26 protein-coding genes and 1 tRNA gene are annotated in these 26,909 nt (G+C 67.5%); 8 read left to right on the top strand and 19 right to left on the bottom strand.

Annotation, left to right across the window (positions count from 1 at the left end):
• Window positions 1-29 precede the first annotated feature (29 nt).
• From EYE40_RS03320 to EYE40_RS03310, 3 genes are all read left to right on the top strand, one after another.
• A complete protein-coding gene (locus EYE40_RS03320; protein ID WP_130980616.1) occupies window positions 30-590 on the top strand; it encodes a hypothetical protein in 561 nt (186 codons plus the stop codon).
• Between the two features lie 74 nt (window positions 591-664).
• Window positions 665-1,306 carry an NAD(P)H-binding protein gene (locus tag EYE40_RS03315; protein WP_130980615.1) on the top strand — a complete coding sequence of 214 codons (642 nt, stop codon included), beginning with the start codon at window positions 665-667 and terminating at the stop codon, window positions 1,304-1,306.
• A gap of 36 nt (window positions 1,307-1,342) precedes the next feature.
• The gene (locus EYE40_RS03310; protein WP_130980614.1) at window positions 1,343-3,118 is read left to right on the top strand and encodes a DEAD/DEAH box helicase; all 1,776 of its coding nucleotides are present in this window, start codon (window positions 1,343-1,345) and stop codon (window positions 3,116-3,118) included.
• A 160-nt stretch (window positions 3,119-3,278) separates the two neighbouring features.
• Here the strand turns inward: EYE40_RS03310 and EYE40_RS03305 are convergent, their stop codons facing one another.
• The gene (locus EYE40_RS03305) at window positions 3,279-4,439 is read right to left on the bottom strand and encodes a MalY/PatB family protein (protein WP_240034690.1); all 1,161 of its coding nucleotides are present in this window, start codon (window positions 4,437-4,439) and stop codon (window positions 3,279-3,281) included.
• 78 nt (window positions 4,440-4,517) lie between these two features.
• Between EYE40_RS03305 and EYE40_RS03300 the strand changes: the two genes are divergently transcribed.
• Complete coding sequence (locus EYE40_RS03300) at window positions 4,518-4,931, top strand: hypothetical protein (RefSeq protein ID WP_130980613.1); 414 nt, start codon at window positions 4,518-4,520, stop codon at window positions 4,929-4,931.
• Window positions 4,932-5,036: 105 nt separating this feature from the next.
• The gene (gene helR / locus EYE40_RS03295; RefSeq protein WP_130980612.1) at window positions 5,037-7,157 is read left to right on the top strand and encodes an RNA polymerase recycling motor ATPase HelR; all 2,121 of its coding nucleotides are present in this window, start codon (window positions 5,037-5,039) and stop codon (window positions 7,155-7,157) included.
• On the opposite strand, the gene EYE40_RS03290 is transcribed toward helR, so the two are convergent.
• Together EYE40_RS03290 and EYE40_RS15380 are read right to left on the bottom strand one after the other, a co-directional pair.
• Window positions 7,154-7,741, bottom strand: coding sequence for a hypothetical protein (locus tag EYE40_RS03290; RefSeq protein ID WP_130980611.1), 588 nt, complete (start codon window positions 7,739-7,741; stop codon window positions 7,154-7,156). The two genes, helR and EYE40_RS03290, sit on opposite strands and share 4 nt — an antisense overlap.
• Window positions 7,738-7,890, bottom strand: a complete 153-nt coding sequence (locus tag EYE40_RS15380) for a hypothetical protein (protein ID WP_154071844.1) — start codon at window positions 7,888-7,890, stop codon at window positions 7,738-7,740. The genes EYE40_RS03290 and EYE40_RS15380 overlap by 4 nt, the downstream gene beginning before the upstream one ends.
• 392 nt (window positions 7,891-8,282) lie before the next feature.
• On the opposite strand from EYE40_RS15380, the gene EYE40_RS03285 reads away from it, so the two are divergent.
• A complete protein-coding gene (locus EYE40_RS03285) occupies window positions 8,283-8,792 on the top strand; it encodes a hypothetical protein (RefSeq protein WP_130980610.1) in 510 nt (169 codons plus the stop codon).
• Window positions 8,793-8,853: 61 nt separating this feature from the next.
• Here EYE40_RS03285 and EYE40_RS03280 read toward each other — a convergent pair.
• Window positions 8,854-8,927, bottom strand: a tRNA-Pro gene (locus EYE40_RS03280).
• Between the two features lie 424 nt (window positions 8,928-9,351).
• Here EYE40_RS03280 and EYE40_RS03275 point away from each other — a divergent pair.
• Window positions 9,352-9,930, top strand: a complete 579-nt coding sequence (locus EYE40_RS03275; protein WP_130980609.1) for a TetR/AcrR family transcriptional regulator — start codon at window positions 9,352-9,354, stop codon at window positions 9,928-9,930.
• Here the strand turns inward: EYE40_RS03275 and EYE40_RS03270 are convergent.
• Window positions 9,920-10,411: an NUDIX domain-containing protein gene (locus EYE40_RS03270; RefSeq protein ID WP_240034689.1), complete on the bottom strand. Its 492-nt coding sequence runs from the start codon at window positions 10,409-10,411 to the stop codon at window positions 9,920-9,922. The genes EYE40_RS03275 and EYE40_RS03270 overlap by 11 nt on opposite strands.
• Window positions 10,412-10,537: 126 nt before the next feature.
• On the opposite strand from EYE40_RS03270, the gene EYE40_RS03265 reads away from it, so the two are divergent.
• Window positions 10,538-11,011 (top strand): SRPBCC family protein, encoded by a 474-nt coding sequence (locus tag EYE40_RS03265; protein ID WP_130980607.1) that lies wholly within the window; start codon window positions 10,538-10,540, stop codon window positions 11,009-11,011.
• 6 nt (window positions 11,012-11,017) lie between these two features.
• Here EYE40_RS03265 and der read toward each other — a convergent pair whose 3' ends face one another.
• The 14 genes from der to EYE40_RS03195 all read right to left on the bottom strand — a co-directional run bounded on the left by der (window position 11,018) and on the right by EYE40_RS03195 (window position 26,816).
• On the bottom strand, window positions 11,018-12,532 hold the full coding sequence (gene der / locus EYE40_RS03260) for a ribosome biogenesis GTPase Der (RefSeq protein ID WP_130980606.1): 1,515 nt from the start codon (window positions 12,530-12,532) through the stop codon (window positions 11,018-11,020).
• 35 nt (window positions 12,533-12,567) lie between these two features.
• Complete coding sequence (gene cmk, locus EYE40_RS03255) at window positions 12,568-13,224, bottom strand: (d)CMP kinase (protein ID WP_130980605.1); 657 nt, start codon at window positions 13,222-13,224, stop codon at window positions 12,568-12,570.
• Complete coding sequence (locus EYE40_RS03250) at window positions 13,221-14,312, bottom strand: prephenate dehydrogenase (RefSeq protein WP_130980604.1); 1,092 nt, start codon at window positions 14,310-14,312, stop codon at window positions 13,221-13,223. Before EYE40_RS03250 ends, cmk begins: the two co-directional genes overlap by 4 nt.
• Window positions 14,305-15,114: a pseudouridine synthase gene (locus EYE40_RS03245; RefSeq protein ID WP_130980603.1), complete on the bottom strand. Its 810-nt coding sequence runs from the start codon at window positions 15,112-15,114 to the stop codon at window positions 14,305-14,307. Before EYE40_RS03245 ends, EYE40_RS03250 begins: the two co-directional genes overlap by 8 nt.
• A complete protein-coding gene (scpB, locus tag EYE40_RS03240) occupies window positions 15,101-15,709 on the bottom strand; it encodes an SMC-Scp complex subunit ScpB (protein ID WP_240034833.1) in 609 nt (202 codons plus the stop codon). The genes EYE40_RS03245 and scpB overlap by 14 nt, the downstream gene beginning before the upstream one ends.
• 4 nt (window positions 15,710-15,713) lie before the next feature.
• On the bottom strand, window positions 15,714-16,538 hold the full coding sequence (locus tag EYE40_RS03235) for a segregation and condensation protein A (RefSeq protein ID WP_130980601.1): 825 nt from the start codon (window positions 16,536-16,538) through the stop codon (window positions 15,714-15,716).
• Window positions 16,522-17,409 (bottom strand): ParA family protein, encoded by an 888-nt coding sequence (locus EYE40_RS03230; RefSeq protein ID WP_240034688.1) that lies wholly within the window; start codon window positions 17,407-17,409, stop codon window positions 16,522-16,524. Before EYE40_RS03230 ends, EYE40_RS03235 begins: the two co-directional genes overlap by 17 nt.
• A gap of 9 nt (window positions 17,410-17,418) precedes the next feature.
• Entirely contained in the window at window positions 17,419-18,354 is a 936-nt protein-coding gene (gene xerD / locus EYE40_RS03225) for a site-specific tyrosine recombinase XerD (protein WP_130980600.1), read from the bottom strand.
• Window positions 18,327-18,941: an NUDIX domain-containing protein gene (locus tag EYE40_RS03220; protein WP_130980599.1), complete on the bottom strand. Its 615-nt coding sequence runs from the start codon at window positions 18,939-18,941 to the stop codon at window positions 18,327-18,329. Before EYE40_RS03220 ends, xerD begins: the two co-directional genes overlap by 28 nt.
• A complete protein-coding gene (locus EYE40_RS03215) occupies window positions 18,934-20,628 on the bottom strand; it encodes a CTP synthase (RefSeq protein ID WP_130980598.1) in 1,695 nt (564 codons plus the stop codon). Before EYE40_RS03215 ends, EYE40_RS03220 begins: the two co-directional genes overlap by 8 nt.
• A 653-nt stretch (window positions 20,629-21,281) precedes the next feature.
• A complete protein-coding gene (locus tag EYE40_RS03210; RefSeq protein ID WP_130980597.1) occupies window positions 21,282-22,769 on the bottom strand; it encodes a DUF7738 domain-containing protein in 1,488 nt (495 codons plus the stop codon).
• A 9-nt stretch (window positions 22,770-22,778) separates the two neighbouring features.
• Window positions 22,779-23,522: a DUF4184 family protein gene (locus EYE40_RS03205; RefSeq protein ID WP_161972342.1), complete on the bottom strand. Its 744-nt coding sequence runs from the start codon at window positions 23,520-23,522 to the stop codon at window positions 22,779-22,781.
• Between the two features lie 52 nt (window positions 23,523-23,574).
• Window positions 23,575-25,875: a 5-methyltetrahydropteroyltriglutamate--homocysteine S-methyltransferase gene (metE, locus tag EYE40_RS03200; RefSeq protein ID WP_130980595.1), complete on the bottom strand. Its 2,301-nt coding sequence runs from the start codon at window positions 25,873-25,875 to the stop codon at window positions 23,575-23,577.
• Window positions 25,872-26,816 (bottom strand): methylenetetrahydrofolate reductase, encoded by a 945-nt coding sequence (locus tag EYE40_RS03195; RefSeq protein ID WP_130980594.1) that lies wholly within the window; start codon window positions 26,814-26,816, stop codon window positions 25,872-25,874. The genes metE and EYE40_RS03195 overlap by 4 nt, the downstream gene beginning before the upstream one ends.
• Window positions 26,817-26,909: the final 93 nt, after the last annotated feature.

Below are 26,909 nucleotides of genomic sequence, written 5' to 3'. Positions count from 1 at the left end.
TGTGCCCGTCGACCCGCCACAATGGTCGGATGCGCAGAATCGAGGGCGGAGTCTGGGCGTTCGCCGCGCTCTGCCTCCTCGCGATCGGCGGGGGCGTGAGGGGCACGGTCGGCCTTATCCAGGCGCTGCAGTTCCGGCGCAGTCCGGTCGACCTGCCGGCGGTGCTGGCATTCGGAGTCTCCTTCCTGTTCCTCGCTGTCGTCATTGCCGGCGGCCTGTGGGGATTGTTCAGGGCCTTCGTCCGCCCCCTCCTGCGGCCGCGGATCCGACCGCTCGAGCCGAATCCCGAGTGGGTGGATGACCGCCTGCGCGAACTCGAAGGCATCCGTTCCGCCCGCAGTGTTGCCGGCGCGCACTCGACCTGGCGCATCGAACTGGAGATCGCCCCGGAGTTCAATGCATCAGAGGAATGGACCAGGACCCTGCTCGAGACGACCTGGATCGAGAGCCTGGTCCCTCCGCTCTCCGTCGAGCTGCACGGCCTGAGCCCTGCGGCGGAGGGCCACGTCGCGTCGTTGCTCGGCCGCCCCACCCGCACCGTGTCGCGCGCCGACTACGTGCGGCTGTTCGGCGCGCATCCTGTGGAATAGCGGCGTGCCGCGCCCGCTGACGTAGCACGCGTCACCGGACGTCCCTCCCAGTCTTTGCGTGAATACTGGGGCGCATGACACGCATCCTGATCATCGGCGGCCACGGCAAGATCGCCCTGCTGCTCGCACCCCTGCTCATCGCGCGCGGCGACGAGGTCACCTCGCTCATCCGCAATCCCGCACACGAGGATGACGTCGCCGCCACAGGCGCCACGCCCCTCGTCGCCGACATCGAACAGCTCGCCACCCCCGACCTCTCCGGCCTGTTCGCCGGCCAGGACGCCATCGTCTGGTCGGCGGGGGCGGGCGGCGGCAGCCCCGAACGCACCTACGCCGTCGACCGGGATGCCGCGATCCGCGCGATCGACGCGGCAACGGGTGCCGGCGTCCCCCGGTTCGTTATGGTGTCGTACTTCGGCGCGGGGCTCGAGCACGGCGTGCCGCACGACAACTCCTTTTTCGCCTACGCGGAAGCGAAAGCCGCCGCCGACGCGCACCTCGAAGCCTCCACCCTCGCTTGGACGATTCTCGCGCCGAGCACTCTCACGGACGATCCCGCCACCGGCGCGATAGAGACCGGCGAGGGAGTCACCAGCGATTCGGTGAGCCGCACGGACGTGGCGTACGTCGCGGCAGCGGTGCTCGCGAACGACGCGACCGTGGGCCGGGTCATCCCGTTCAATGGCGGATCCACCCCGATCAAGGACGCCCTGTAGTAACCGGGGGTGGCGCATCGGGACTACCGTTGAAGCATGACGTCCGAAGACACCACCCCCACCATCACTTTCTCCGAGCTCGGCCTGGGCGATGCCGTGCTCAAAGCCCTCAAGGACGTGGGCTACGAGACCCCGTCGGCGATCCAGGCCGCGACCATCCCGCCGCTGCTCGACGGCCGCGACGTGCTCGGTGTCGCGCAGACCGGAACCGGCAAGACCGCAGCGTTCGCGCTGCCGATCCTCGACCAGCTCGATCTGTCGCAGAAGTCGCCGCAGGCGCTTGTACTCGCCCCGACCCGCGAGCTCGCGCTGCAGGTCTGTGAGGCGTTCGAGCGCTACTCCGCCCACCTGCGCGGCGTACATGTGCTGCCCGTCTACGGTGGACAGGGCTACGGCACCCAGCTCTCCGCTCTCCGCCGCGGCGTGCAGGTGGTCGTCGGTACCCCCGGACGCATCATGGACCACCTCGAGAAAGGCACGCTCGACCTCTCGCAGCTGAAGTTCCTTGTGCTCGACGAGGCCGACGAGATGCTCAAGATGGGCTTCGCAGAAGACGTTGAGACGATCCTCAAGGACACCCCCGACGAGAAGCAGATCGCCCTGTTCTCGGCGACGATGCCGGCACAGATCCGCCGTATCTCGGGCAAGTACCTCAAGGACCCCGAAGAGATCACCGTCAAGAGCAAAACGACGACTTCGACGAACACCACCCAGCGCTACCTGATCGTGTCGTATCCGCAGAAGATCGATGCGCTGACCCGCATCCTCGAGGTGGAGAACTTCGAGGGCATGATCGTCTTCGTGCGCACCAAGAACGAGACCGAGACGCTCGCCGAGAAGCTGCGCGCCCGCGGCTACTCCGCGAACGCGATCTCGGGCGACGTGCCCCAGGCGCAGCGCGAGCGCACCGTCGAGCAGCTCAAGAACGGCAAGCTCGACATCCTTGTCGCTACGGATGTCGCTGCTCGCGGCCTCGACGTCGACCGCATCTCGCACGTCGTGAACTACGACATCCCGATCGATACCGAGAGCTACGTTCACCGCATCGGACGCACCGGACGCGCGGGCCGCAGCGGCGCCGCGATCAGTTTCGTCACCCCGCGTGAGCGCCGCCTCCTCGACCAGATCGAGCGCGCCACCCGCCAGCCCATGGTCGAGATGCGTATGCCGAGCGTCGAAGACGTCAACGTCACCCGGCTCACCCGCTTCGACGACGCCATCACGACGGCCCTGGCCGACGACGCGCAGCTCAGCGACTTCCGCGACATCGTGCGCCACTACGTCGAGCACCACGACGTCGTCGAGTCGGACGTCGCAGCAGCCCTCGCGATCGTTGCCCAGGGCGGCACTCCCCTGCTGCTCTCCCCCGACGACCCCCGCTTCGCGCGCAGCCAGCGCGAGGAGCGTCCGCGCGCCGAGCGCACCTTCCGCGAGGACCGCGACTCACGTCCGGAGCGCTCGTTCCGCGACGACCGCCCGGGTCGCCCCGAGCGCCGCCCGCGCGACCCGAACCGCCAGCTCACCGCGTACCGCATCGAGGTCGGCAAGCGTCACAAGGTCGAGCCCCGCCAGATCGTCGGTGCACTCGCCAACGAGGGCGGACTCAGCCGCGAAGACTTCGGGCACATCGACATCCGCCCCGACTTCTCCATCGTGGAGCTGCCCGCGAATCTGCCGAGCGACACGTTCGACCGCCTCTCGGCGACCCGCATCAGCGGCAAGCTCATCGAGATCAAGCCGGACCGCGTGCGCCCGCCGCGCGCCGACCGCCCCACCTACGGCGACCGCCCGGAGCGCAAGCCGCGCGACTAGCCTCCGGCTCCGCTCCCACCTTGCCGAACGGCCAGAGACCAACCTTCGTTTCGCGCTGAACGTTGATCTCTGGCGGTTCGACGCTGCGAGTTGCGGATTTTCGACCTTTAGCGCGTGCCGAGGGTCGATTCTCCGCAACTGGAGCGTTTCAACCGCGCGACTAGAGCGTTGCGACCGCCGCCGCGATGGCGCGCACAGCCTGGTCGAGGATGGGGCGGGGCATCGCGAAGACGAAGCGTACGTATCCCGCGTAACCGGCCCCGCAGAGCTCGCCGTCGGTGACCGTCACGCCCGCGTGCTCCCGGAAGAACTCAGCCGGCGAGCCCTCGATTGCGAGGGCTCGACAGTCAAGCCAGGCGATGTACGTGGCATCCGGAATCGAATAGCCGATGGCGGGCGCCAGCTCGGCCAGTAGCGAACCGAGCAGCCGCCGGTTGCCGTCGAGGTACTCGACGACCTCGCCGAGCCACGCGTCGCCGTCACGGTAGGCGGCCGTCGTCGCGACCACGCCGAGGGTCGAGGCGCCGTGCTGCACCGCGAAACCGAAGCCGCGGTAGATCTCGGCATCCGCCTCGTTGGACGTGATGAGCTGCGCGGCCTTGAGGCCGGGAATGTTCCACGCTTTCGACGCGCTCGTGCCGGTGATGGTGTGCGCGGCGGCCGCCGTCGAAATCGAGGCGTACGGGATGTGCTCGCGTCCGTCGAAGCGCAGCGGCGCGTGGATCTCGTCCGCGAAGACGCGTCCACCGTTGCGCTCGACGACCTCCGCGATCGCCCCCAGCTCGACCCGCGTGAAGACGGTACCGGTGGGGTTGTGCGGGTTGCAGAGCACAAAGGTGCGCGCGCCGGCCTTGAACGCGGCGTCGATTGCTGCGAGGTCGTGGGTGTAGCGACCGTCATCCACAATGCCGGGCACTTCGATCACGCTGCGGTTGCGTGTCGGCGGGAAGCTCAGGAAGGGCATGTAGGCGGGGGTCGGCACGATGACTGCCGAACCGCGCGGTGTGTACTGCGAGATGGCGACGCCGAGAGCTGCCATCACGTCGGACACGGGATGCACGTGCTCGGGCGCCACATCCCAGCCGCACTGCTCGCGCATGTACCGGGACGTCTCGACCGCCATGTCCCCGGCGATCGCGGGCGAGAGGTAGCCGAGCACACCCTGGTCAATGGCGGTGTGCAGCGCCGCGCTCACCTCGGGGGCGGTGCCGTAGTCCATCTCGGCCACCCACGCGCCGATCGTGCCCGGGTTGAGGCTCCACTTGCGGCTGCTCGGAACGTTGAGCGCACTCGAGGGGATCGAGTCGAAGGGATGGGTCACTCCTTCAGGCTAGCGAACGGTTTCGACGGTTACCGCGCGTGACGAGGTGTCGAGGATCCGTCACGGTAGGGTGATCGGGTGAAGAAGCTCCTCGTGATCACCCTGTCCCTCACCCTCCTGACCGGATGCAGCGTCGGCGCTCCGGAGCCCGTGCCGACCGCCGAGTTCGTGCTGCCCGACCTCGACAACAACGGCTGGGGCGAAGCCACCGTCGACGAGTTCGTCGACGCGTTCCCCGATATCGACACCTCGTTTGTGAGCGATGTGCCCGAGGCCGTGTACCAGGTGCAGGACGACTCCTGGATCGTGGGATCCGGCACCACGTCCAACGGTTTCGGCCCGTTCGATGAGTGGGCTCGCGCCAACTTCGAGGTCAGCGATGACGATGACATGCGAGAGGCCATCATCACGACCGAGGATGACCGCGTCATCAGCCTGAGCTACCGCACCATGGCCGACGGCTTCATCGCGTACTTCTTCGTCGGCGAGTAATCGCGCGGGGCGCAGAAAAGGAGAGGTTTCCCTCTCCCTACTTAAATTTATACGCCACCCGGGGACTTGCCACAAGACCCGGGGTGGGGCGCAGAATCGACGACTGTGACCGCGCCTTTTGATCTGCCCGACCGACTGTCCGCCAAGAACGACCCTGCTCTGATTGCGCGGGATGTGGCATTCTTCGCCACCCTCGCGTCCAGCCTCGACCGCTCGATCACCGAGCTCGAAGCCCGGCTCGACGCAACTCGCCTGCAGCCCGGCGGGTCCGGCCAGGAAACGTTGGAGCGGGATCTCGAGATCCATCGGCTCACCGCTCGACTGCGCACGCTGCGGCGATTCGGCCTCGACCTGTGTCTCGGTTGCGTCGTCTCCTCCACAGGCGAGGCCGTGTACATCGGTCGCCTCGGCATGCGCGATCCCGACGGCAACCAACTCCTCGTGGACTGGCGCTCCCCCGCCGCCGAGCCGTTCTTCGGTGCGACCCACGCCAACCCGATGAGTCTCACGAGTCGACGCCGGTTCCGATGGATGCGCGGCCGGATCACCGACTACTGGGACGAGGTGTTCGAGGGCACACTCCAGAACCGCGCGGCGCTCGACGACCAGTCGGCGTTCATCGCATCGCTCGGCAGCGACCGCTCCGAGCGGATGCGGGACGTGCTCGGCACGATCCAGGCCGACCAGGATGCGATCATCCGCGCCGGATCCCGCGGCGCCCTCGTGGTCGACGGCGGGCCGGGCACGGGCAAGACGGTGGTCGCGCTGCATCGCGCCGCCTACCTGCTCTACTCCGACCCGCGCCTGGGTCGCTCCCGCGGCGGCGCGCTCTTCGTCGGCCCGCACCAGCCGTACCTCAACTATGTCGCCGACGTGCTGCCGGGCCTCGGGGAGGAGGGCGTGGAGACCTGCACACTACGCGACCTGCTGCCGGAGGGTGCCTCGGCAATCGAGGAGCGGGACGCGCGGGTTGCAGGGCTGAAGGCATCCTCTCGCCTGATCGAGGCGATCGAGCCGGCAGTCGCGCTGTACGAGGAGCCGCCGACAGTCGGTATGTCCATCGAGACGCCGTGGGGCGACGTCTGGCTGAGTGCCGCCGAGTGGGCGGAGGCGTTCGACGCCCGTGAGGAGGGCACGCCGCACAACGAGGCGCGTGAGCAGGTGCTCGAGGAGCTGGTCACGATCCTCAGCGACAACTTCGACGAGCCCCCGGCGCAGCTGCGCCGCTACCTGCTGGCTCAGGAGGAGCTGATCGGCGCGTTGAACAAGGCGTGGCCGCTGATCGAGGCGCCGTACGTGCTTGGCACGCTGTGGTCGGTGCCCGCATACCTGCGACGGTGTGCGCCGTGGCTGGATGAGGATGACGTTGCCGCCCTCCAGCGCCCGGAGGGCTCGCCTTGGACCGTCGCCGATATGCCGCTGCTCGATGCCGCGCGGCAGCGGATCGGCGACTCGCACTCTTCTGCCCGCCGGCTCCGCCAAGAGAGGGCACGGGTCGCGGAGCGCTCGCGCCGCGCCGCAGTCATCGACGACCTCATCGCAGCGGACGACGGCGACCTCAAGCTGATGTCGATGCTGCGAGGTGAGGATGCGCAGAACTCCCTCGATGACGCGTCGGTGGTCTCCTCTCCTCCCCCGGACGCGCTGGCCGGCCCGTTCGCACATATCGTCGTGGATGAGGCGCAGGAGCTCACCGACGCTGAGTGGCAGATGCTGCTGTCGCGCTGCCCGTCGAGGAGTTTCACGATCGTCGGCGATCGCGCGCAGGCCCGTCACGGCTTTACGTCGACGTGGGAGGCCGGGCTGGCGCTGGTCGGCTTCGACGCAATTTCGGTGAAGTCCCTGACGATCAACTACCGCACGCCGTCCGAGATCATGGATGCCGCGGCGCCCGTCATCCGCGCCGCCATCCCCGACGCGAACGTGCCGACGTCGATCCGCTCCTCGGGCATTCCCGTGTCTCACTTTCCGCTGTCGGCTCGGGATGACGTTCTCGCCGCCTGGCTCTCCGCGCACGCCGAGGGCTCCGCGGTAGTGATCGGCGACCCAGCGTTCACCGCCACCTCCCGCGTGCGCTCGCTCAGCCCCACGCTCGCGAAGGGCCTCGAGTTCGACCTCGTGGTGCTGGTCTCGCCCTCGCGTTGGGGCGGCGGGATCGAGGGTGCCGTGGATCGTTACGTGGCCATGACCCGGGCGACGCAGCGGCTGGTTGTGCTGGAGGGCTAGCCCAGCCAGGTCCACTCGGACCGCAGAGATTGCTCGAAGCGGCCCCGCGCCGACGAGCGGGGAAGTGTGATCGCCGCGAGAAGGAGCTTGGCGGCGACCCGGAAGGCCTCGTTCGAAGAGTCAACGGGGTCCGACGCTCCCACGTCGATCGTGAGCGTTCCCGCGGGCAGCGGAAAGGTGTTCAGCCCGCTGACTAGACCGTTCAACGCGCCCCGCGCATACTCGTCTGACAGCCCTGACTTCAGTCGCGCCGAGGTCGACCGATGTGTCGCAGCTGTCGCTGCGTTGTCCGGATGCGCCGTCCCCACCCTGATCACCAGGTCAGTGCCGCCCGGGTGAAAGGTTCCGCCCATAATCGCGTAGGCCCGCGGACCCAGGCTCTTCATCTCCGCCACGACCGACGAGGCGCCGACGTGCTGCGAGTTCTCGTCCACCGAGAGCGTTCGGGTGAGCCACGACGATGCGGTGAAGGGACGACCGCGGCCTGCACTGACGGAAAACCGCGCTGACCCGACTTCGAACCTCTGGGCGCTCACCCAGGACCAGAGTTCGTCGGCGCGGGCGCCCCACAAGACAGATCTCACGAGACAACTCGTCGTCGCGTGGTGGCCAGAACGATCAGCGCAGCAGCGATGAGACCCAGTCCGCCGTAGACCACAACGGACTCCGTCCAACCGACGATCGCCAACCCGACCACGACCACGACTACTCGCACCATACGCCGGATTGCCATCGGACCAGACTAGCGATGGGGGGAGATCCCCGTTTGATGGTCCCGCCGCGCCTCGAGGACCGGCAGAACGCGCGGGTCGCGAATACGTTTGAACGGTCGGACAGAGAAGATCCGACACTGCCCGAGAGAATCGTCGTCAAGCAGCTCCATTACTTCCTGCACTCGCGCGATGTCGAGGTACCGGAGCAGGATCGGGATGCAGGCCGGGTAAGCCGAGGGCGTCGCCGCCCGCAGGAACCACACGCCCTTGCCCGTGACGTGCCCGAATTCGGAGCAGAGGCGGCTAAACCCTGACACAAACGAGGTCGTCGCAGGGATCGAATATTACTCATTGCGCCCAGTGGTACGGTCGGTCTACCCTGTGGCACATCCCATCTCGAAAGGAACGTGTCATGTTGCGTAGAACCCGCGTTATCGGAGCCGCTTCGCTCTCTCTCGCTCTCGTCAGCACCCTCGTTGGAGCAGGTGCTTCGCAGGCCGCGCCCGGCGGCCAGAGCGTCAGATTTGCCGTCGTGTCCGTCACGAACATCTCCAACGACTGGACGGACCGAACGCAGCCCATCGGCAGTTGTAAGGTCATCACGGCAAGTGTGGGTTGTTCCGTATCCGCGTCTGAATCGATTGACCAGACGGTAGGGGTCTCACTGGGCGTCACCAAGAGCTTTGTCTCAGGACAACTCTCGTTCTCGACGTCGACGTCGAGAACCATCTCGGTGACTTGCTCAACGACGGATGGGGCCCGCGCCGGTCAGACCCTTGTCGCCTACCCGCGGGGCAAATACCGCACGTACAAAGTGCAGAAGACGACGTACACGGCCACTCGTCCGACCGTCGTTCAGACGAGCGTTCTGCTCAAGGCCTTCGATCCGAAGCTGAACGCCTACAGCTGCGAACTCCGCTAGCCGCTTCTCGAGTCCAGGCAACAAAAAGGGCCACCCGAGAGGGTGGCCCTTTTCTTGCCAGTCGGGCTGACAGGATTTGAACCTGCGACCCCTTGACCCCCAGTCAAGTGCGCTACCAAGCTGCGCCACAGCCCGTGACTTGCCCGAATCCGAAGAACGGGCCTCGAATAGCTTAGCGCTTTACGGGCCTCGTTCAATTCACCGGGGCCGCCGAGCGTCGCCGCCCGGAGTAGAGACGGCCGCCCGGGTTGTGACCCGGGCGAGCGTCAGTAGACCGGGCGGGCGCGCGCAAGCCGAGTTCCCGAGCGGCATCCCGACCCGTATCAAGGCTCAGCGCGTGCGCAAGCGACCGGCGCGCACGTCCGAACCCCCGCACCGGTCACCAGCCCACGCGCCGAGCGGAGCGCTGCGTACCCATGCCCCGCACCGGTCACCAGCCCACGCGCCGATCGCCCGTTACCACTCCCGACGGCAAACGCGTCACTCGAATGAGCGATACTCGCGCACCAGCCCCGGAACCCTACAATCGTGGGGGGACTTTTCAGAAAGAGCAGATCACATGGATGCACGGCAACTCCGCACGAGGGCGCGTCTCGCGACCGCTGTGCTGCAGCTGGGCGCGCAGAAGCCGATCACGCAGGTGTCGGTGAGCGAACTCGCTGCTGCCGCCGAGATCAACCGTTCCACTTTCTATGAGCACTCCGACTCCCCCGCCGCGCTACTGCGAGCGACTCTGCGCGCCGAGCTCGACCAGATCCGCGATCGCAACCTGGCCGCCATCGAGAACGTGCCGAAGGCGCTGCAGAACACCACATCCGAGGTGCTCGAGCACGTGGCATCCCATGACGAGATCTACCAGCGCGGCCTCGGACTCGATGACGACAGCGGCGAACTGCACTCGATGCTGAGTGCGCACTTCCAGGGTTCGGTGCACCAGCTGCTCGATTCCGGCCACCTGAAGCTGCCAGCGTCAACGTACCCCGACCTGCTCAGCGACACGGTCGCGCGCTTCGTCGCGGACGGCACGGTCGGCGCCATCGAGGCCTGGCTGCGCACCCCGAGCCCACGCGACAACGCCGCGTTCATCGAGACCTACTACCTGGTCATGCCAGCCTGGTGGCCGAAGCCTAAGAAGTAGGCAGTCGGTCCCGTAGCGCGGGCCACGCCGCACTGAATCCGGGATGCAACGGCAACCCGTCAACCTCAGCCACCGGCACCCAGCGCAACTCGACGCTCTCGGCGTCGCCGATCACCGGTTCGAACGGTACGGCGGCGGCAGCCACGACCGTCGTGTACCGCCAGAAGCCGAGATCGAGCACGCTCGTGAACAACACCTCGAGCGCGGATGCGGGAACACCGGCCTCTTCGTAGGCCTCGCGCAGGGCGCCGACATCCGCCGCCTCGCCCTCCTTCAGCGCACCGCCGGGAAGGCCCCAGGTGCCGCCGAAGTGACTCCAGCCGACGCGGAGCTGCAGCAGCACGCCACGCTCAGGGTTATGCACAAGGAGTCCCGCGGCCCCGAAGCGCCCCCAGAATTTCTCCCCGGCCGGCCCGTACACCCAGGCGTCTCCGGGGTCGCGCACGAATCCCGGCGGAAGCGGAGGGGGCACGTCACTCATCCGCATTCCTTACCTTCGGCTGGGGGCCGACTGGCCGTCGGCTGGGAGTCGCCGTAGCGCCTCGCTCCCCCCACTCTCGCAGCGTAGCGTCGAAAACCCAAACCGTTCCCAGTTAGGAAATCCCCCATGGCCAGTGTCACCAAGTCCATCGACGTCGACGTTCCGATCACCGTCGCCTACAACCAGTGGACCCAGTTCGAGGAGTTTCCGCGGTTCATGAGCGGCATCGAGTCGATCAGCCAGCAGGGCGACACGCACCTGTTCTGGAAGGTGAAGATCGGCGGCGTCGAGCGCGAGTTCGAGGCCGAGATCGTCGAGCAGCACCCCGACGAGCGCGTCGCCTGGAAGAGCACCGACGGCACGACCCACGCGGGCGCCGTCAGCTTCTATCGCATCGATGACGCCAAGACGCGCGTGACCGTGCAGATCGACTGGGCTCCCGAGGGCTTCGTTGAGGCCGCAGGCGCACTGCTCGGTGTCGACGGCATCCAGGTCTCGCACGACCTCGGCAAGTTCAAGGAACTCATCGAGGCGAGCGGAACCGAGGATGGCGGCTGGCGCGGCAACGTCGAGCGTGAAGCCGACGCCACCGGTCGCTAACCACAGCTAGCTGCGGCGCTGCCGCTTCTCACGAACGCGCATGTTGACGTTGATCGGGCTTCCCTCGAAGCCGAAGATCTCGCGCAGGCGCCTCGTGATGAAGCGGCGGTACTGCGGGTCGAGGAAGCCCGTGGTGAACAGCACGAACGTCGGCGGGCGTGAAGCCGCCTGCGTGCCGAACAAGATGCGCGGCTGCTTTCCACCGCGAACCGGGTGAGGATGCTCGGCCACGAGCTCGGCAAGGAGCGCGTTGAATTTGCCCGTAGGAATACGCGTGTCCCACGACTCGAGCGCGAGCTCGAGGGCGGGGACGAGCTTCTCCATGTGGCGGCCGGTCTTGGCGGAGATGTTGACGCGAGGAGCCCAGGCGACGTGGCCGAGGTCCTGCTCGATCTCGCGCTCGAGCGTGTAGCGGCGCTCGTCGTCGAGAAGATCCCACTTGTTGAAGGCCAGCACGAGCGCGCGACCGGATTCGAGCACGAGGTCCACGATCTTGAGGTCCTGCACGGAGATGGGCTCCGAGACATCCAGAATGACGATCGCGACTTCGGCCTTCTCGAGCGCGGCCGAGGTGCGCAGGGTCGCGTAGAAGTCGGCGCCCTGTGAGAGGTTGACGCGGCGGCGGATACCGGCAGTGTCGACGAAGCGCCAGAACTTTCCGCCGAGCTCGATCTGCTCGTCGACCGGGTCGCGGGTGGTGCCGGCCATCTCATTGACGACGACCCGCTCCTCGCCTGCGGTCTTGTTGAGCAGCGAGCTCTTGCCGACATTCGGGCGACCGAGGATGGCGACGCGGCGCGGGCCACCCACTTCTTCCTTGGCGACGGCCGAGACCTCGGGCAGCACGGTGAGCACCTTGTCGAGCAGGTCCGCGACACCGCGACCGTGCACGGCGGAGACGGGCCACGGCTCGCCGAGTCCGAGGCTCCACAGCTCTGCGGCCTGCGGCTCCTGGCGGGCGTCGTCGACCTTGTTGGCGACGAGGATGACGGGCTTCTTGGTGCCGCGCAGCAGGCGCACGACGTGCTCGTCGGTCGAGGTCGCGCCGACGGTGGCGTCGACCACGAACAGAACGGCGTCGGCCAGGTCGATGGCGATCTCGGCCTGGGCCGCTACCGAGGCGTTGATGCCCTTGGCGTCGGGCTCCCAGCCGCCGGTGTCGACGATCGTGAAGTGGCGGTTGTTCCACTCGCTCTTGTAGTTGACGCGGTCGCGGGTGACGCCGGGGGTGTCCTCGACGACGGCCTCGCGACGGCCGATGATGCGGTTGACGAGCGCGGACTTGCCGACGTTCGGGCGACCGACGATCGCGAGCACGGGCAGGGCAGGCAGGTAGACGATCGCGTCGGGGTCGTCGGAGATGGTGTCGAGAAGACCGAGGTCCTCATCGTCGAGGTCGTAGTCCTCGAGTCCGGCGCGCAGCGAGGCGGCGCGCTGACCGGCCTCCGCGTCGTCCATCGTCTTGATGCGCTCGACGAGCCCCGCATCGATGTCGGGAAAGTCGTTGTCGTTCTCGGCCATGGTTAGCGTTCCTTTACGTGTTTCGGAACGCTGTGCTAGGCAGCGTCCCGCACGAGTTCGACGACAGCTGACACTGTCTGCTCGAAGTCAAGTTCGGTTGAATCGACGGTCACGACACCGTCGGCGGCATTCATAAAATCGACGACCCGGGAATCCTGGGCATCGCGCGAGCTGAGCTGCTGCGCGGTGATCGCGGCCGACTCCGTGGACAGTTCGGCTGAACGCCTAGCCATTCTAGCTTCTTCCGAGGCCGTGAGCAGAATTCGCACTTCTGCGTCGGGCACGACGACCGTGGTGATGTCGCGACCCTCGACGATGATCCCGGGCTTTTCTGTGGTCCGGATGATCGTGCGGAAGAGCTCGGTGAGGAAGCTGCGCACCTCGGGCACGCGGGCGACCGAGCTCACGACGGCCGTCACGCGCGGCTCGCGGATCGCCTCGACGACGTCCTCTCCCCCGACCCGCACGAAGTACTGCTCGGGGTCGGTGCCGATCTCGTAGTCGAAGTCGTCGAGGGCTTCGATGATCTCACTGGGGCCGAGCGTGTCGACACCGTTCTCAAGGCAGAACCAGGCGAGCGCGCGGTAGGCGGCGCCGGTGTCGAGATACGCATAGTCCAGCTCGACCGCCGCGCCCTTGCTCACGCTCGACTTGCCGCTTCCGGCCGGTCCGTCAATGGCTACAACTGTCATTCGCTCACTCCCGCTATCTTCCAGCCCCGCGCTCCGAGTTCGCGCGCGAGGGTCTCCTCCTTCTCGGGCAGCACCGCGATCTCGGCGAGGCCGATCTGCGCATTCGGTGAGTGCTCGAGGCGGAGGTCTTCCATGTTGACACCGAGTTCGCCGATCTCGGTGAGCAGCCTCGCGAGCTCGCCGGGCCGGTCGTCGATGAGAATCGTGAGCTGGGCGAACCGCTTGGCCGTTCCGTGCTTGCCCGGGATGCGCGCCACCCCGTCGTTGCCGGCGGAGAGTGCCGTCGCGATCGCGCGGCGGGATCCCGGTGCGTCCACGGCGTCGAGGGCGGCGATCACGCCGTCGAGGTCGTCCCGCAGGGCGTGCAGGATGGGAGCCACGGCCCCGGCGTTGGCGCCGAGGATCTGCACCCAGAGCTCGGGGGCGCTCGACGCGATGCGAGTGGTGTCGCGCAGCCCGGCTCCGGCCAGGCTCACGGCAGCGTCGGTCGCGCCGCTCAGGCGGGCGGCGAGCAGCGAGGCGACGACCTGCGGAACGTGGGACACGAGGGCGACGCTCCTGTCGTGCTCCGCGGCATCCATTTCGATCGGAACGGCGCCGAGATCGAGGGCGAGGTTCTCAACCGGGTTCGCGCGTCGGTAGGTGATGCCGTCGTGGCCCGCGATTACCCAGGGGCGGCCGACGAAGATGTCGGCACGACCTGATGCGGCGCCGCCCCGTTCCCGCCCGGCCATCGGGTGGGAACCGATGTAGCGGGACACGTCGGCGCCCATTTCCACGAGTTCGGTCAACGGCCCGAGCTTGACGCTCGCGACATCGGTGACCAGGGCGTTCGGAAAGGCCAGCAGTTCGGCGGCCACAACGGGCGCCGTGACATCCGGGGGCACACAGACGACGATGAGGTCAGGCTCGTCGCCCGGCTGGGCGCGGCGGCCGGCACCATAGTCGACCGCGAGGGTCAGGGTCGAGGGCGAACTGTCGTGCAGGATGACGTCGACGTCTTTCTGGCGGAGCGCCAGGCCGATGCTCACGCCGAGCAGACCGGCGCCGACGATGCGCACCGGCCCCTGCACACGACGGTCAGTCATCGCTGGGATTCTCGTCCGGCACCTCGTCGCCGGTAGCGGGTGCGACGTTGCCGCCGCGCGAGATGGTGAGCAGCTCCCCCACCTCGGCCTTGGTCAGGTCGCGCATGGCGTCGGGTGCGAGGCTGCCGAGGTGCAGCGGGCCGAACTGGCGGCGCACGAGGTCGATGACGGGGTGGCCGACGGCGTCGAGCATCCGACGCACCACGCGGTTGCGACCCGAGTGCAGGGTGACCTCGACGACCGTCTCGTTCGCGGACGGGGTGCCAATGATGCGCGCCTTGTCCGCCTCGATGAGGCCGTCCTCCAGTTCGATGCCGCCGACGAGCTTGTTGACGGTGTGCTGGTTCATCACGCCCTCGACCTTGGCGATGTAGGTCTTCAACACGCCGAACGACGGGTGCGCGAGCACGTGCGCGAGCTCGCCGTCATTCGTGAGCAGCAGCAGGCCGCTCGTGTCGACGTCGAGGCGGCCGACGTTGAACAGGCGCTCCTCGAACTCGTTGGTGTAGCGGCTGAGGTCGGGCCGCCCGCGGTTGTCGCGCAGCGACGAGACGATACCGGTCGGCTTGTTGAGCATGATGTAGACCTTGGTCGTGTCCAGCTGGATGGCCTTGCCATCAACCGACACGAGATCCGTGGGCAACACCCGTCGCCCCGCGCCCTCGACGCGCACGCCGTTCACCTGCACGCGACCCGCGGCGATGAGGTCTTCACACACTCGACGGGAGGCGACGCCTGCGGCCGCCATGACCTTCTGCAGGCGCTCGCCTTCAGGGTTGTTCTGGGGTTCAGCGTTGTTCATCGAATCCGTCCGAGCCGTCTGCGAGTAGTGGGGAGATGAGCGGGAGCTCCTCGATCGAGTTAATCCCGAGCTGCACGAGCAGCATGTCTGTGGTGGCGTAGTGGATGGCGCCGGTCTCGGTGTCGGTGTACGCCTCGGTGATGAGGCCTCGGCCGAGCAGCGTGCGCACGACCGAGTCGACGTTGACCGCACGGATCGAGGCGATCGCTCCGCGGCTGATGGGCTGCTTGTAGGCGATCACGGCGAGGGTCTCGAGCGCGGCCTGGCTGAGGCGGGTCGGGTTCTGGGTGAGCACGAAGTCGCGGGCGACGGCGTCATACTCGGCACGCACGTAGAGGCGCCAGCCGCCGCCGACCTCGCGCAGCTCGAAACCGCGCACGGTGCCGCCGTCCTCACCGTCGTAGTCGCGGATCAGGCCGTCGAGGGCGAGCTTGATCTCGACGATCGGCAGGTCGAGGGCGGTCGCTAGGGCGACGAGGGTCTGCGGCTCATCCGCGATCATAAAGATCGCCTCGAGGCTGCGGGCCACGTCGCCGGGCTCGGCCTGGTGGCGGCCCTCGCCGCGGATGTGCGCCGTGTCGCCGTCGATGGTCATGTCGTCAAGAGTCATAGTCAGCTCCGAGGTTAGCGAGGGAGTCTTCAGACCAGTGCTCGGCGGTCCAGCGGATGCTGAGGTCACCGAGCGGTTCGAGCTGCTCGAACGAGATGGCCGCGTGCCGGTAGAGCTCCAGCACGGCGAGGAAGCGGGCGATGACGACGCCCTTGAGGTCGGCACCCGCGATGAGCTCGCGGAAGGACATGGTCTCGCCGCGGCGCAGCAGCGCCACGACGTGGGCGGCCTGCTCGCGGATGCTCACGAGCGGGGCGTGCAGGTGATCCAGCCCCACGACAGGGATCTCGCGCGGCGCCATCGCGAGGGCGGCCATCGCGGCGAAGTCCTCCTTGGAGAGTGTCCACACGAGCTCGGGTGTCTGCTGGCGGAACTTCTCCTCGAGGCGCACCGAGCGGAAGTGGCGGGTCGCCTCCGCATCCAGATGAGTGGTGAACCACAGGCCGGCCTCCTTGAAGGCACGGTACTGGAGGAGACGGGCGAAGAGCAGGTCGCGGGCCTCGAGCAGCGCGACATCCTCAGCATCGACGAGTTCACCCTGGGGAAGCAGGCCCGCGACCTTCAGGTCGAGCAGGGTCGCCGCCACGACGAGGAATTCGCTGGCCTGGTCGAGCTCCTCTGTGGTGTCGAGGTTCTTGAGGTAGGCGATGAACTCGCCGGTCACCACGCTCAGCGAGATGTCGGTGATGTCGAGTTCGTGCTTGGTGATGAGCGACAGCAGCAGGTCGAAGGGACCGCTGAAGTTGCTCAGGCTGACGGAGAATCCGCCGGCTTCCGCCTCCAGCTCTGCTGCGCCGTTAGGCGACTGCGCCACGGGAGATCAACTCTCTGGCGAGCTGGCGGTACGCGTCGGCCGCCTGGTGGGTCGGCGCGAAGGAGGTGATCGGGGATCCCGCGACGCTCGCGTCGGGGAACTTCACCGTGCGCCCGATGACCGTCTGGAACACGCTGTCACCGAAGGTCTCGACGACGCGCTCGAGCACCTCGCGCGAGTGCAGGGTGCGGGCGTCGTACATGGTCGGCAGGATGCCGTCGAGCTCGATCGCCGGATTCAGGCGGTCTTTGACCTTCTCGATGGTCTCCACGAGAAGCGCAACACCGCGCAGCGCGAAGAATTCGCATTCGAGCGGGATGAGCACCCCGTGCGCAGCGGTCAGCGCATTGACAGTCAGCAGGCCGAGGGACGGCTGGCAGTCGATGAGCACCACGTCGTAGTCGCCCGCGACCTTCGCGATGATGCGCGCCAGGATCGTCTCGCGGGCCACCTCGTTGATGAGATGCACCTCCGCGGCAGACAGGTCGATGTTGGCCGGAATGACGTGCAGGTTCGGAAACGCCGTCTCGATGATGGCTTCGCGGGGATCCTTGATGGTGCCCAGCATGAGCTCGTAGATGGTCGGCACGTCGTGCGCTGGCACACCGAGTCCCGCGGACAGCGCGCCCTGCGGGTCGAAGTCGATGGCGAGCACCTTGCGGCCGTACTCGGCGAGGCTCGCGGCCAGATTGATGGCGGTGGTCGTCTTGCCGACTCCGCCCTTCTGGTTGGAGAGGGAGATGATGCGCGCGGGGCCGTGGCCCTTGAGCGGCTTCGGTTCGGGGAAGACGGTGACGGGGCGACCGGTCGGCCCTAGAACCACGTTGTCGAAGCCTTCCAGCATGGCGTCGTCGGGATTCTGAGCGTTCATACAGCGATTCTATCCGCGTGCCCGGGGATGAGCGGTCGTGTACATGTCCCGCAGCGTGTCGGCCGTCACGAGCGTGTAGATCTGGGTGGTCGCGACGCTCGAATGGCCGAGCAGTTCCTGCACAACACGCACGTCGGCGCCGCCCGCGAGCAGGTGCGTGGCGAAGGAATGCCGGAAGGTGTGCGGCGAGATGTCGAAGCCGAGTTTCGCGCGACCGGCCGCCGCGCGGATGATCAGCCAGGCGTTCTGCCGCGACACCCGCTGTCCGCGGATGCCGAGGAACAGCGCGGGCGTCGACGGCCCGCGCACCGAGAGAATGGGTCGCGCCCGCACGAGGTAGGCGTCGAGGGCCGCCCGCGCGTAGCTGCCGACCGGCACGATGCGCTGCTTGTTGCCCTTGCCGAACAGCCGCACCACCTCGGCCGCGCCGTGCTCGTCGCCGAGGATGTCGTCGACGTTGAGCGCGACGGCCTCGGACACGCGGGCACCCGTCGCGTAGAGCAGCTCGAGCAGGGCCTTGTCGCGCAGGGACTGCAGGTCGTCACCGTCCACCGCGGCGAGGATCGACGCCATCTGCTCGACCGTGATCGCCTTCGGGAGCCGGCTGGCGAGCTTCGGCGGGGACTGGTCGGCCGCGACATCCGCTTCGACCAGGTTCTCGCCGAGCAGGAACCGGTGGAAGCCGCGCACAGACGACAGCATGCGGGCGAGAGAGGATGCCACGAGCGCACCCTCCTCGCGGGTGCGGAGGTGAACGGCGAACGCCGACACGTGCGACTGGTCGATGCCGTCGGGGGTATCGACGCCTTGGGAATCGAGGAAGCGCGAGTACGCCGCCAGGTCGCGCCGATACGCGGCGAGCGTGTTGACGGAAAGCCCGCGCTCGATGGCGACGTGGCGCAGGTAGCGGTCGACCGCTACCTGAAGAGCGGATGCCTCGGCCACGGCGCGTCTCCCGGCGCCAGAGTCGACCAGCCGCGGGCTTTGGATGCCTGGGCGGCCAGCGCGCCGATCACGAGGATCGAGTTCTGCACGTCGCGTGCGAGCACCGCGTCGACGATCTCGTCGAGGCTGGCCCAGTGCTTCTCGAGCTCGGCCTCCTCGTCGGTGCGCGCGAAGGCCTCGGGCGCGTCGCTGAGTCCGCGGGCGAGGTAGATGCGCAGGGCCTCATTGCTGCCGCCCGGCGAGGTCTGGAAGTCGGCGAGCACCGACCAGTCGGCCGCGACCAGGTCGACCTCTTCGGCCAGCTCGCGCTGGGCGCCGATGAGCGGCGACTCCCCCTCGAGATCGAGCAGGCCGGCGGGCAGCTCCCACTCGCGGGCGCGCACGGGATGACGGTACTGCCGGATCAGGCAGACCCGATCGTTCTCATCGAGCGCGAGCACCGCGACGGCTCCCGTGTGGTCGACGAAGTCGCGCACGATCTCGCCGTCACCGAACTTTACGGTTTCCCGGCGCACGTCCCAGACGCGGCCCTGGAAGACCCGCTCGCTCTCGACGATCTCGAGGTTAGTCAGCTCATCTTTAAGCATCGGCCGGTACCGCGACCTCGAACAGCCGGCTCGCCGCCTGGCGGTCGAGGGCGGCGCCGATGAGTCCCTTGAACAGCGGGTGCGCGTGGTTGGGGCGCGAGCGCAGCTCGGGGTGGGCCTGGGTTCCGACGTAGAACGGGTGCACCTCGCGCGGCAGTTCGACGAATTCGACGAGGTCGAGTTCGGCGTTGAGTCCGGAGAAGTTCAGGCCGGCCTCGGCGATGCGTCCGCGGTAGTGATTGTTGACCTCGTAGCGGTGGCGGTGGCGCTCGGAGATGGTCTCGCTGCCGTACACCTCCGCGACGATGGATCCGGGCTGGAGCGCCGCTTCGTAGAGGCCGAGGCGCATGGTGCCGCCGAGGTCGCCGCCGGCGATGATCTCGACCTGCTCGGCCATGGTGGCGATGACGGGGAACTCGGTGTCGGGGTCGAATTCGCTCGAGCTGGCGCCGGTGAGCCCGACGACATCCCGGGCATATTCGATGACCATGCACTGCAGGCCGAGGCACAGGCCGAGAACCGGGATGCCGTTCTCGCGCGCGAACTTGAGGGCACCGAGCTTGCCCTCGATGCCGCGCACTCCGAACCCGCCGGGCACGCAGATGCCGTCGACCTCGGCGAGCACCTTGGCGGCGCCTTCGGGGGTCTCGCACGTGTCGGACGCGATCCAGCGGATGTGCACCTTGGTCTTGTGGGCGAATCCGCCGGCTTTGAGGGCTTCGGTGACGCTGAGGTAGGCGTCGGGCAGGTCGATGTACTTGCCGACGAGTCCGATGGTGACCTCGAACTTGGGGTCGTGCACGGTCTCGAGCAGCTCGCGCCAGCCGTCCCAGTTGACGTCCTGTGCGTCGAGGCCGAGCTGGTCGATGATGTACGCGTCGAGGCCCTGGTCGTGCAGCATGGTCGGGATGTCGTAGATGCTCGGAACATCGACCGCGTTGACGACGGCCTGCTCGTCGACGTCGCACATGAGCGCGATCTTGCGCTTGTTGCTTTCGGAAACGGGCCGGTCGGACCGCAGCACGAGCGCGTCGGGCTGGATTCCGATGCTTCGCAGGGCCGCGACGGAGTGCTGCGTGGGCTTGGTCTTCTGCTCGCCGGACGCGTTCATGTAGGGCACGAGGCTGACGTGCACGAAGAACACGTTCTTGCGGCCGAGCTCGTGGCGCACCTGGCGTGCGGATTCGATGAACGGCTGGCTCTCGATGTCTCCGACCGTGCCGCCGATCTCGGTGATGATGACGTCGGGGGCGGGCTCGCCGTTCTCGCCGGGCTGCGCCTGCAGGCGCATGCGTCGCTTGATCTCATCGGTGATGTGCGGGATGACCTGCACCGTGTCGCCGAGGTATTCGCCGCGGCGTTCCTTGGCGATCACGTTGGAGTAGATCTGGCCGGTGGTGACGTTGGCCGCCTGGCTCAGGTTGATGTCGAGGAAGCGCTCGTAGTGACCGATGTCGAGGTCGGTCTCGGCGCCGTCGTCGGTGACGAAGACTTCGCCGTGCTGGAACGGGTTCATCGTTCCGGGATCGACGTTGAGGTACGGATCAAGCTTCTGCATAACGACGCGCAGTCCGCGCGCGGTGAGAAGGTTGCCGAGGGAGGCCGCTGTGAGGCCTTTACCGAGAGAGGATACGACCCCTCCGGTGACGAAGATGTGCTTTGTTACGCCCGCTTGAGAATTGTCCACCACGGGGTTCTATCGTATCTCACGGAACGGGAGTTGCGCTCGCTCTTTCTCCCGCGGGTCTCCCCCGTGGCCTCGAATTGCGCGCGTACTGCGTCCCCGGGGCGCTCTGGTCGCCCATATTGCGGCAATTGGGGAGTTCGCGGCTCCATATCCCCCGATTGCCGCAATTCGAGGCACCGGCTGGTTGAGTAGGCCGGCCGCGGCCGTATCGAAACCCGCCCGCGCCTCGGCGAGGTTCGCCCCCCTCCCGTGGCCCCGCCCGGTGGTCGAGCGAAGCCGAGACAAGGCCGAGCGGAGCCGAGGCCGGCCGGCTGGTCACTCCCCCAAAACGTTCTCGTTCAACAGGACACCAACGCGACTCATCAACAGGACCGATCCTTTTCGGCGTCCTGTTCTCCGAGCCTGTCGCGTCCTGTTCTCCGAGCCCGTCGCGTCCTGTTCTTCGTGCGCGTGGTTGTCCTGTTGAACACGAACGTTTCCAAGGCGGCAGCCCTCCGCCAGCCTTTAGTTATTCATTCACCGCGCCGCGATGAGCGCGGGAAGTGACTGATCAACTCAAGGTTGCGAGCTGGTTGAGTAGCGCGACGAAGGAGCACGCGTATCGAAACCGAGTCGAGCGCAACCAGATTTCGATACCGCCGCGGGCGGCCTACTCAATCAGGGAGTGACGGCTTCTCCACCGTGACCCCGCGCGCCTCGAGCGCCTGGACGCCCGACGCATCCTGCGAGAACGCCAGCACGACCTTCTTGAGGTAGGGCAGCTGGGCGAGGTCGTCGAGCGACGACAGCGGCACGGGCGAGGTGGCGCGCAGCTCGTGGAGTACAGCGGCATCCGGAGCAGCAGTCAGCGACTTCACGTCGTAGGCGAATCGCGACGGGATCGGCAGGGCCTCGAAGTAGGCGCGGACCTCGGGGATATCCGTCTCGGTTGCGGCGTCGATCAGCCGATCCGGGAACCAGTTCGCGAAGTCCTCCAGCTCGAAACGCGGCTTCAGCTTCGACTGGCGGAACATCAGCTCCTCGATCACCTGCAGCTTCACCCCGAAGTCGGCGAACGAGAGCACCGGCTCCACCAACGGCTTCAGCGTGTAATTGTTCTTCGCGCGCCCGCGGACCGGGGCAGGCGCGACGGCCGCGGTGACCGGTACTGTCGACTTGACCTCACCGGAGGGCGCCTCGACGCGTTCAACGACCGCAGGCTCGGCGATTGATGAGGCGGCAGCGACCGCGACAACCTCGCGGGTCGTCGCGAGCTCCCAGTACACGTCCCCGGGGTACGCCCCGCGCGTCAGAACATTCGACCCCAGGGTCTTCTCGCGGGCAAAGGTGGTCGTGGCATCCCAGATGACGGACGTCGGGTCGGCATCCCCCACCGTCAGGCGGATACCCGTGGCTGCGGTGCGGGGCGCAGCGGAATCCCCCACGCCATCGACCACGGCGAACGCGGCCACCGTGCCGCGAAGACCGGAGGCACGCAGTCCGAGAGAATCCCACAACCAGTCGACCGCGTCATCCGAAACCGACGGCACCTCGCGCGGCTCACCGAGCAGCGAAGTCAGCACAGCGGGCGTCGTGGGCAGCGTCACAAGCGTCTCGTCGATCGTGACACCCGCGGCCGACAGGTCGACTACGTGGGTCGGAGCCAGCGCCTGGCGCCAGCTGATCACCAGATTCTGCACGGCCTCGGCGACGCCGTCGGCACGGGAGAAGTAGTCGACATCCGTGCGCTGGATGAAGAAATCGTAGAAGCCGCCGCCCGGCCGATCCAGCGCGCGGCTCAGCATGTACGGGCCGATCGGCAGGTACAGCTTGTCCGCCGCGAAGCCGGGCTGGAAGGCGACCGCGTCGATGTGCACGCCGTTCACCGACAGCTGCCCCGGGAACCCAGAGGTCGGGTTGTAGGCGTAATTGTCGTTGTCGCGACCGGCGGGGAACACGTCGAGAATCGACACGAGCGTGCCATCGAGCGGGCCGAAGGTCTTGATACCGAGGGCATCCCAGGTCTGAACGGCGTGATCCTTGCCCGCCGTGAGCCGCGGCTCCCCGAACACCTCGCGCGTCTTCGCGGTCGTCAGCGGAAACCCGATGAACGTCCCGTCGACCGTGAGCCCGTTGTCGCCAAAGTCGAGAGTCGTCACCATGACCCCAGCCTAGGGCGACGAACGAAGGCGAGCCGAACTCCGGATGCGCCACACGACACACAGCGCAACGACCACCGCGCCGACGATACCCACGGGGATCGTGAACGCGACGAACAGGCCGTGCAGGTCGAAGACGTCCACGCCGGAGGCCAACTCTGCGATCCAGATGATCGCGAACAGCACAAGGAAGGCAGCCGCGAGCACCCACGTCCACCGACGGCGTTCCCCGTCCGACACCAGCCCCGAGGACGCAACCCGGGGTGTCCGAAGCACCCACCGCCTGACCCACATTGCAATAAGAACGGCGCCCACAACCGAGAACACCCCGTGCACGAGGTTCGCCCCACTGAACGGCCCGAACTCCTGGCCCATGAACGGGATGACGGCATCCAGCGAACCCTCGTGCGTGAACACGTCCAGCCCGATGTGGGTGAGTGCCCCGATCACGATGGCGAGCGGCACAAGGAGCGGGTGCGAGAAGGCGAGCCGGGGCATCCGCTCGCGCAGCCAGCCCGGTGAGTAATCGAACAGCGGCGCCCGCAGCACAAACGCCCAGAGGAGGAAGGCCAGCAGCCCGACCAGCAGGTCGATCGTGAAGACGCCCGCAATCGAGTGCGAGAACTCGCGGGGCAGGAACAGCGGCAGGAAATACGGCAGGTCCGGGGCCATCGTGCCGACGACGAGCGCGGCCGTCGGCAGGGCGGTGCGGGCGAACGGCAGAGCCGCCGCGGCGTGACTCAGGGTGAAGGGCACCAGACAACGATAAAGGGCGGCCCCCGCAGGAGCCGCCCTCAATCAGTCAGACCTAGTGACGCGCGCGCACCGCGAGCGTCGCCTCGACGACGTTCGTGAGCGACTCGACGGTCTCGGTGTAGCCGCGGGTCTTGAGGCCGCAGTCGGGGTTGACCCAGATCTGGCGCTCGGGGATGGACCCCAGCGCGATCTCGATGAGGCCGGTGACCTCTTCGACCGACGGAACACGCGGCGAGTGGATGTCGTAGACGCCCGGCCCGATGCCGCGACCGAAGCCACTCGACTGGATGTCCGGCACGACCTCCATCTTGGAACGGGCTGCCTCGATCGAGGTGACGTCCGCGTCGAGGCGGTCGATCGCGTCGATGACCACACCGAACTCGGAGTAGCAGAGGTGCGTGTGGATCTGCGTCTTCTTCTCCACCCCAGCCGTGGCCAGGCGGAAGGATCCCACAGACCAGTCGAGGTAGGACGGCTGGTCCTTCTTCTTCAGTGGCAGCAGCTCACGCAGGGCGGGCTCGTCCACCTGGATGATGCCGATGCCGGCAGCCTCGAGGTCGGCGATCTCGTCGCGGAGCGCGAGTGCCACCTGGTTGGCGGTGTCGGCGAGCGGCTGGTCATCCCGAACAAAGGACCACGCAAGGATCGTGACCGGACCGGTGAGCATGCCCTTGACCGGCTTCTCAGTGAGTGACTGGGTGTAGGTGGACCACTCGACGGTGATGGGCGCCTCGCGGGCGACGTCACCCCAGAGCAGCGACGGGCGCGTACAGCGCGACCCGTAGGACTGCACCCAGCCGTTCTGGGTGACGGCGAAACCGTCGAGGTGCTCGGCGAAGTACTGCACCATGTCGTTGCGCTCGGGCTCGCCGTGCACGATGACGTCGATGCCGATCTCCTCCTGCAGGTCGACGACCCGCTTGATCTCGGCCTTGAGGTAGTCGTTGTACTCGCGCTCGCTCAGCTCGCCCTTGGCGTGCAGGGCGCGTGCCTTGCGAATGTCGCCGGTCTGCGGGAACGACCCGATCGTGGTCGTCGGCAGGAACGGCAGGTTCAGTGCCTCATCCTGCGCGGCCAGGCGCTCGGCGTAGTCGCCGCGGCTGAAGTCCGCTTCGGTGAGGGATGCCGCTCGGCGGCGCACGGCACCGTCGCGCACACCGGGAGCGTTGTGGCGGTCGGTCAGCGCATCGGTCGCGGCGTCGAGTTCGTCCTGGATGGCCGCGCGGCCATTGCGGAGGCCGACGGCGAGGGTCGCGATCTGATCGACCTTCTGGTCGGCGAACGCGAGCCAGCTCTTGAGGCGCGGGTCGAGCAACGGCTCGTCGTCCACGTCGTGCGGGGTGTGGAACAGGCTCGTGCTGCTGCTGACGGATGTCGCGCCTGCGGCCTCGAGCTTGTCGAACGCTGCCGCGAGGTCGCCGCGCCAGATGTTGTGGCCGTCGATGACGCCGCCGACGATGACCGTATCGCCGATTGAGCTTGTCGAAATCCCGTCGAGGGATCCCTTTACCAGGTCGACGCCAATCGCCTCAACCGGCGACGCGAGCAGCACGGGCAGCGCGTCATCCAGCGAACCGTAGGGGGCTGCGACGAAGATCTGCGGGCGGGCGGGAACCGCACCGAGCAGCGCGTACGCCTTCTCGGTGGCGGCGAGCACCGTCGCGCGGTCGACCTCGATGGATTCGGAGACGAGAGCCGGTTCATCCAGCTGCACCCATTCGGCGCCGACCGCGGTCAGCGCGGCAAGCAGCTCGGCGTACACGGGCAGCAGGTCGTCGAGGCGGTCGAGCGGCTGGTAGCCCTCGGGAGCGGACTCGGATGCCTTCGACAGCAGAAGGAAGGTGACCGGTCCGACGATGACGGGGCGGGTGCGGAAGCCCGACGTGGTGGCCTCGGCGACCTCGCGGATCAGGCGGTCGGACGCAAGGCTGAAGTTCGTCTCCGGCCCGATCTCGGGCACGAGGTAGTGGTAGTTGGAGTCGAACCACTTGGTCATCTCGGCGGGGACGTCCTGTCCCTCTCCGCGCGCGATGGTGAAGTAGCCGGCGAGGTCGAGCGAGCCGTCTTCCTTGACGAGGCGCGAGAAACGGGTCGGCACGGCGCCCACGGTGACTGCGGCATCGAGCACCTGGTCGTAGTAGCTGAACGCCTCGGGAATCGACGAGTCGGCGCGACCGAGACCCAGGGTCGCAAGGCGCTCGCGGGTAACGGCGCGCAGCTCTGCGGCGGCAGCCTCGAGCTCCTCGGCCGAGATCTTGCCCGCCCAGAAGGCTTCGACGGCCTTCTTCAGCTCGCGGCGGCGACCGATGCGCGGGTAGCCGAGGATCGTTCCGGTGGGGAATGGGGTGCTCATACTGATTCCTTTTCTGGGGCGGATTGAGAGGGCAAGAGTCCGACGCCGCGGAGGACCGCAAGCACCGCCTCGTGCTGGTTGAAGGTATAGAGGTGCAGGCCGGGGCGGTCGGTGCCGATCACCTGGCGCGACAGGTCAATGGCGTGCTGGATGCCCACCTCGGCCTGGCCCTCGGGCGTCGACTGTGCCTCAAGGTTACGCAGCAGGTCGGTGGGCAGGCGCTCGTCCGTCAGCTCGACGATGCGGTGCAGCCGCTGCGGGCTCAGCACCGGCATGATGCCGGGCAGGATGCGCATGGTTACGCCGGCCGCGCGGGCCTGGTCGACGAAGCGCAGGTAGTCCTCGGCGTGGAAGAACAGCTGGGTCAGGGCGAGGTTTGCCCCGGCCGCCTCCTTGGCGAGCAGCGTGTCGAGGTCCTGTTCGACGCTGCGCGAGCGCGGGTGTCCGTTCGGGAACGCCGCCACGGCGATGGTGACCTTCTCCCCGGAGCCGAGGCGCTTGGCTCCGGGGAACCCGGGCACGTCGAGCTGGCGGAAGGGAACTCTCTCGGCCTGGACCCGGTGGATGAGCTGAACGAGTTCCCCCGCGCTGCCCAGGTCTCCGAGAAAGCTATCGCCCTCGACCGCACCCGTGGGCGGGTCGCCCCGCAGTGCGAGAAAACTCGTGACGCCGGCATCCAGAAACTCACGAATGAGGCGGGTCGCCTCGGCGTAGGACGACCCCACACAGGTGAGGTGGGCCATCGGCTTGACGTCGGTGTCGCCGAGGAGTCTCAGGAGAACGGCGAGGCTCGCGCCCCGCGTTGTGCCGGCGGCGCCGTACGTGACCGAGATGAACTCGGGCCCGGCGGCGACGAGGTGCTCGAGCGAGTCGAGCAGCAGTTCCTCGGCGCGGGCGGAGCGCGGCGGGTACAGCTCGAATGAGAACGTAGCGTCGGTCACTGCAACCCTCCTCGCTCAATAGTTCACGGGATGGGCGGGTGCAGGGCTCTGCTGTCGCTCCGGTCGGCTTTCTGTGGCGGATGCCACGGCGCG

It is taken from the genome of Glaciihabitans arcticus, from assembly GCF_004310685.1.
GTDB lineage: Bacteria > Actinomycetota > Actinomycetes > Actinomycetales > Microbacteriaceae > Conyzicola > Conyzicola arctica.
The sequence above is the reverse complement of the archived record's forward strand: the minus strand, read 5'-3'. Positions and strand labels throughout refer to the sequence as shown.

Bases quoted from the DNA above. Each gene is read 5' to 3' on its own strand.
- EYE40_RS03320 (WP_130980616.1), top strand. From the start codon at position 30: ATGCGCAGAATCGAGGGCGGAGTCTGGGCGTTCGCCGCGCTCTGCCTC.
- EYE40_RS03315 (WP_130980615.1), top strand. From the start codon at position 665: ATGACACGCATCCTGATCATCGGCGGCCACGGCAAGATCGCCCTGCTG.
- EYE40_RS03310 (WP_130980614.1), top strand. From the start codon at position 1,343: ATGACGTCCGAAGACACCACCCCCACCATCACTTTCTCCGAGCTCGGC.
- EYE40_RS15380 (WP_154071844.1), bottom strand. From the start codon at position 7,890: ATGGCAATCCGGCGTATGGTGCGAGTAGTCGTGGTCGTGGTCGGGTTG.
- EYE40_RS03285 (WP_130980610.1), top strand. From the start codon at position 8,283: ATGTTGCGTAGAACCCGCGTTATCGGAGCCGCTTCGCTCTCTCTCGCT.
- EYE40_RS03275 (WP_130980609.1), top strand. From the start codon at position 9,352: ATGGATGCACGGCAACTCCGCACGAGGGCGCGTCTCGCGACCGCTGTG.
- EYE40_RS03270 (WP_240034689.1), bottom strand. From the start codon at position 10,411: ATGAGTGACGTGCCCCCTCCGCTTCCGCCGGGATTCGTGCGCGACCCC.
- EYE40_RS03265 (WP_130980607.1), top strand. From the start codon at position 10,538: ATGGCCAGTGTCACCAAGTCCATCGACGTCGACGTTCCGATCACCGTC.
- der (WP_130980606.1), bottom strand. From the start codon at position 12,532: ATGGCCGAGAACGACAACGACTTTCCCGACATCGATGCGGGGCTCGTC.
- cmk (WP_130980605.1), bottom strand. From the start codon at position 13,224: ATGACAGTTGTAGCCATTGACGGACCGGCCGGAAGCGGCAAGTCGAGC.
- EYE40_RS03250 (WP_130980604.1), bottom strand. From the start codon at position 14,312: ATGACTGACCGTCGTGTGCAGGGGCCGGTGCGCATCGTCGGCGCCGGT.
- EYE40_RS03245 (WP_130980603.1), bottom strand. From the start codon at position 15,114: ATGAACAACGCTGAACCCCAGAACAACCCTGAAGGCGAGCGCCTGCAG.
- scpB (WP_240034833.1), bottom strand. From the start codon at position 15,709: ATGACCATCGACGGCGACACGGCGCACATCCGCGGCGAGGGCCGCCAC.
- EYE40_RS03230 (WP_240034688.1), bottom strand. From the start codon at position 17,409: ATGAACGCTCAGAATCCCGACGACGCCATGCTGGAAGGCTTCGACAAC.
- EYE40_RS03220 (WP_130980599.1), bottom strand. From the start codon at position 18,941: ATGCTTAAAGATGAGCTGACTAACCTCGAGATCGTCGAGAGCGAGCGG.
- EYE40_RS03210 (WP_130980597.1), bottom strand. From the start codon at position 22,769: ATGGTGACGACTCTCGACTTTGGCGACAACGGGCTCACGGTCGACGGG.
- metE (WP_130980595.1), bottom strand. From the start codon at position 25,875: ATGAGCACCCCATTCCCCACCGGAACGATCCTCGGCTACCCGCGCATC.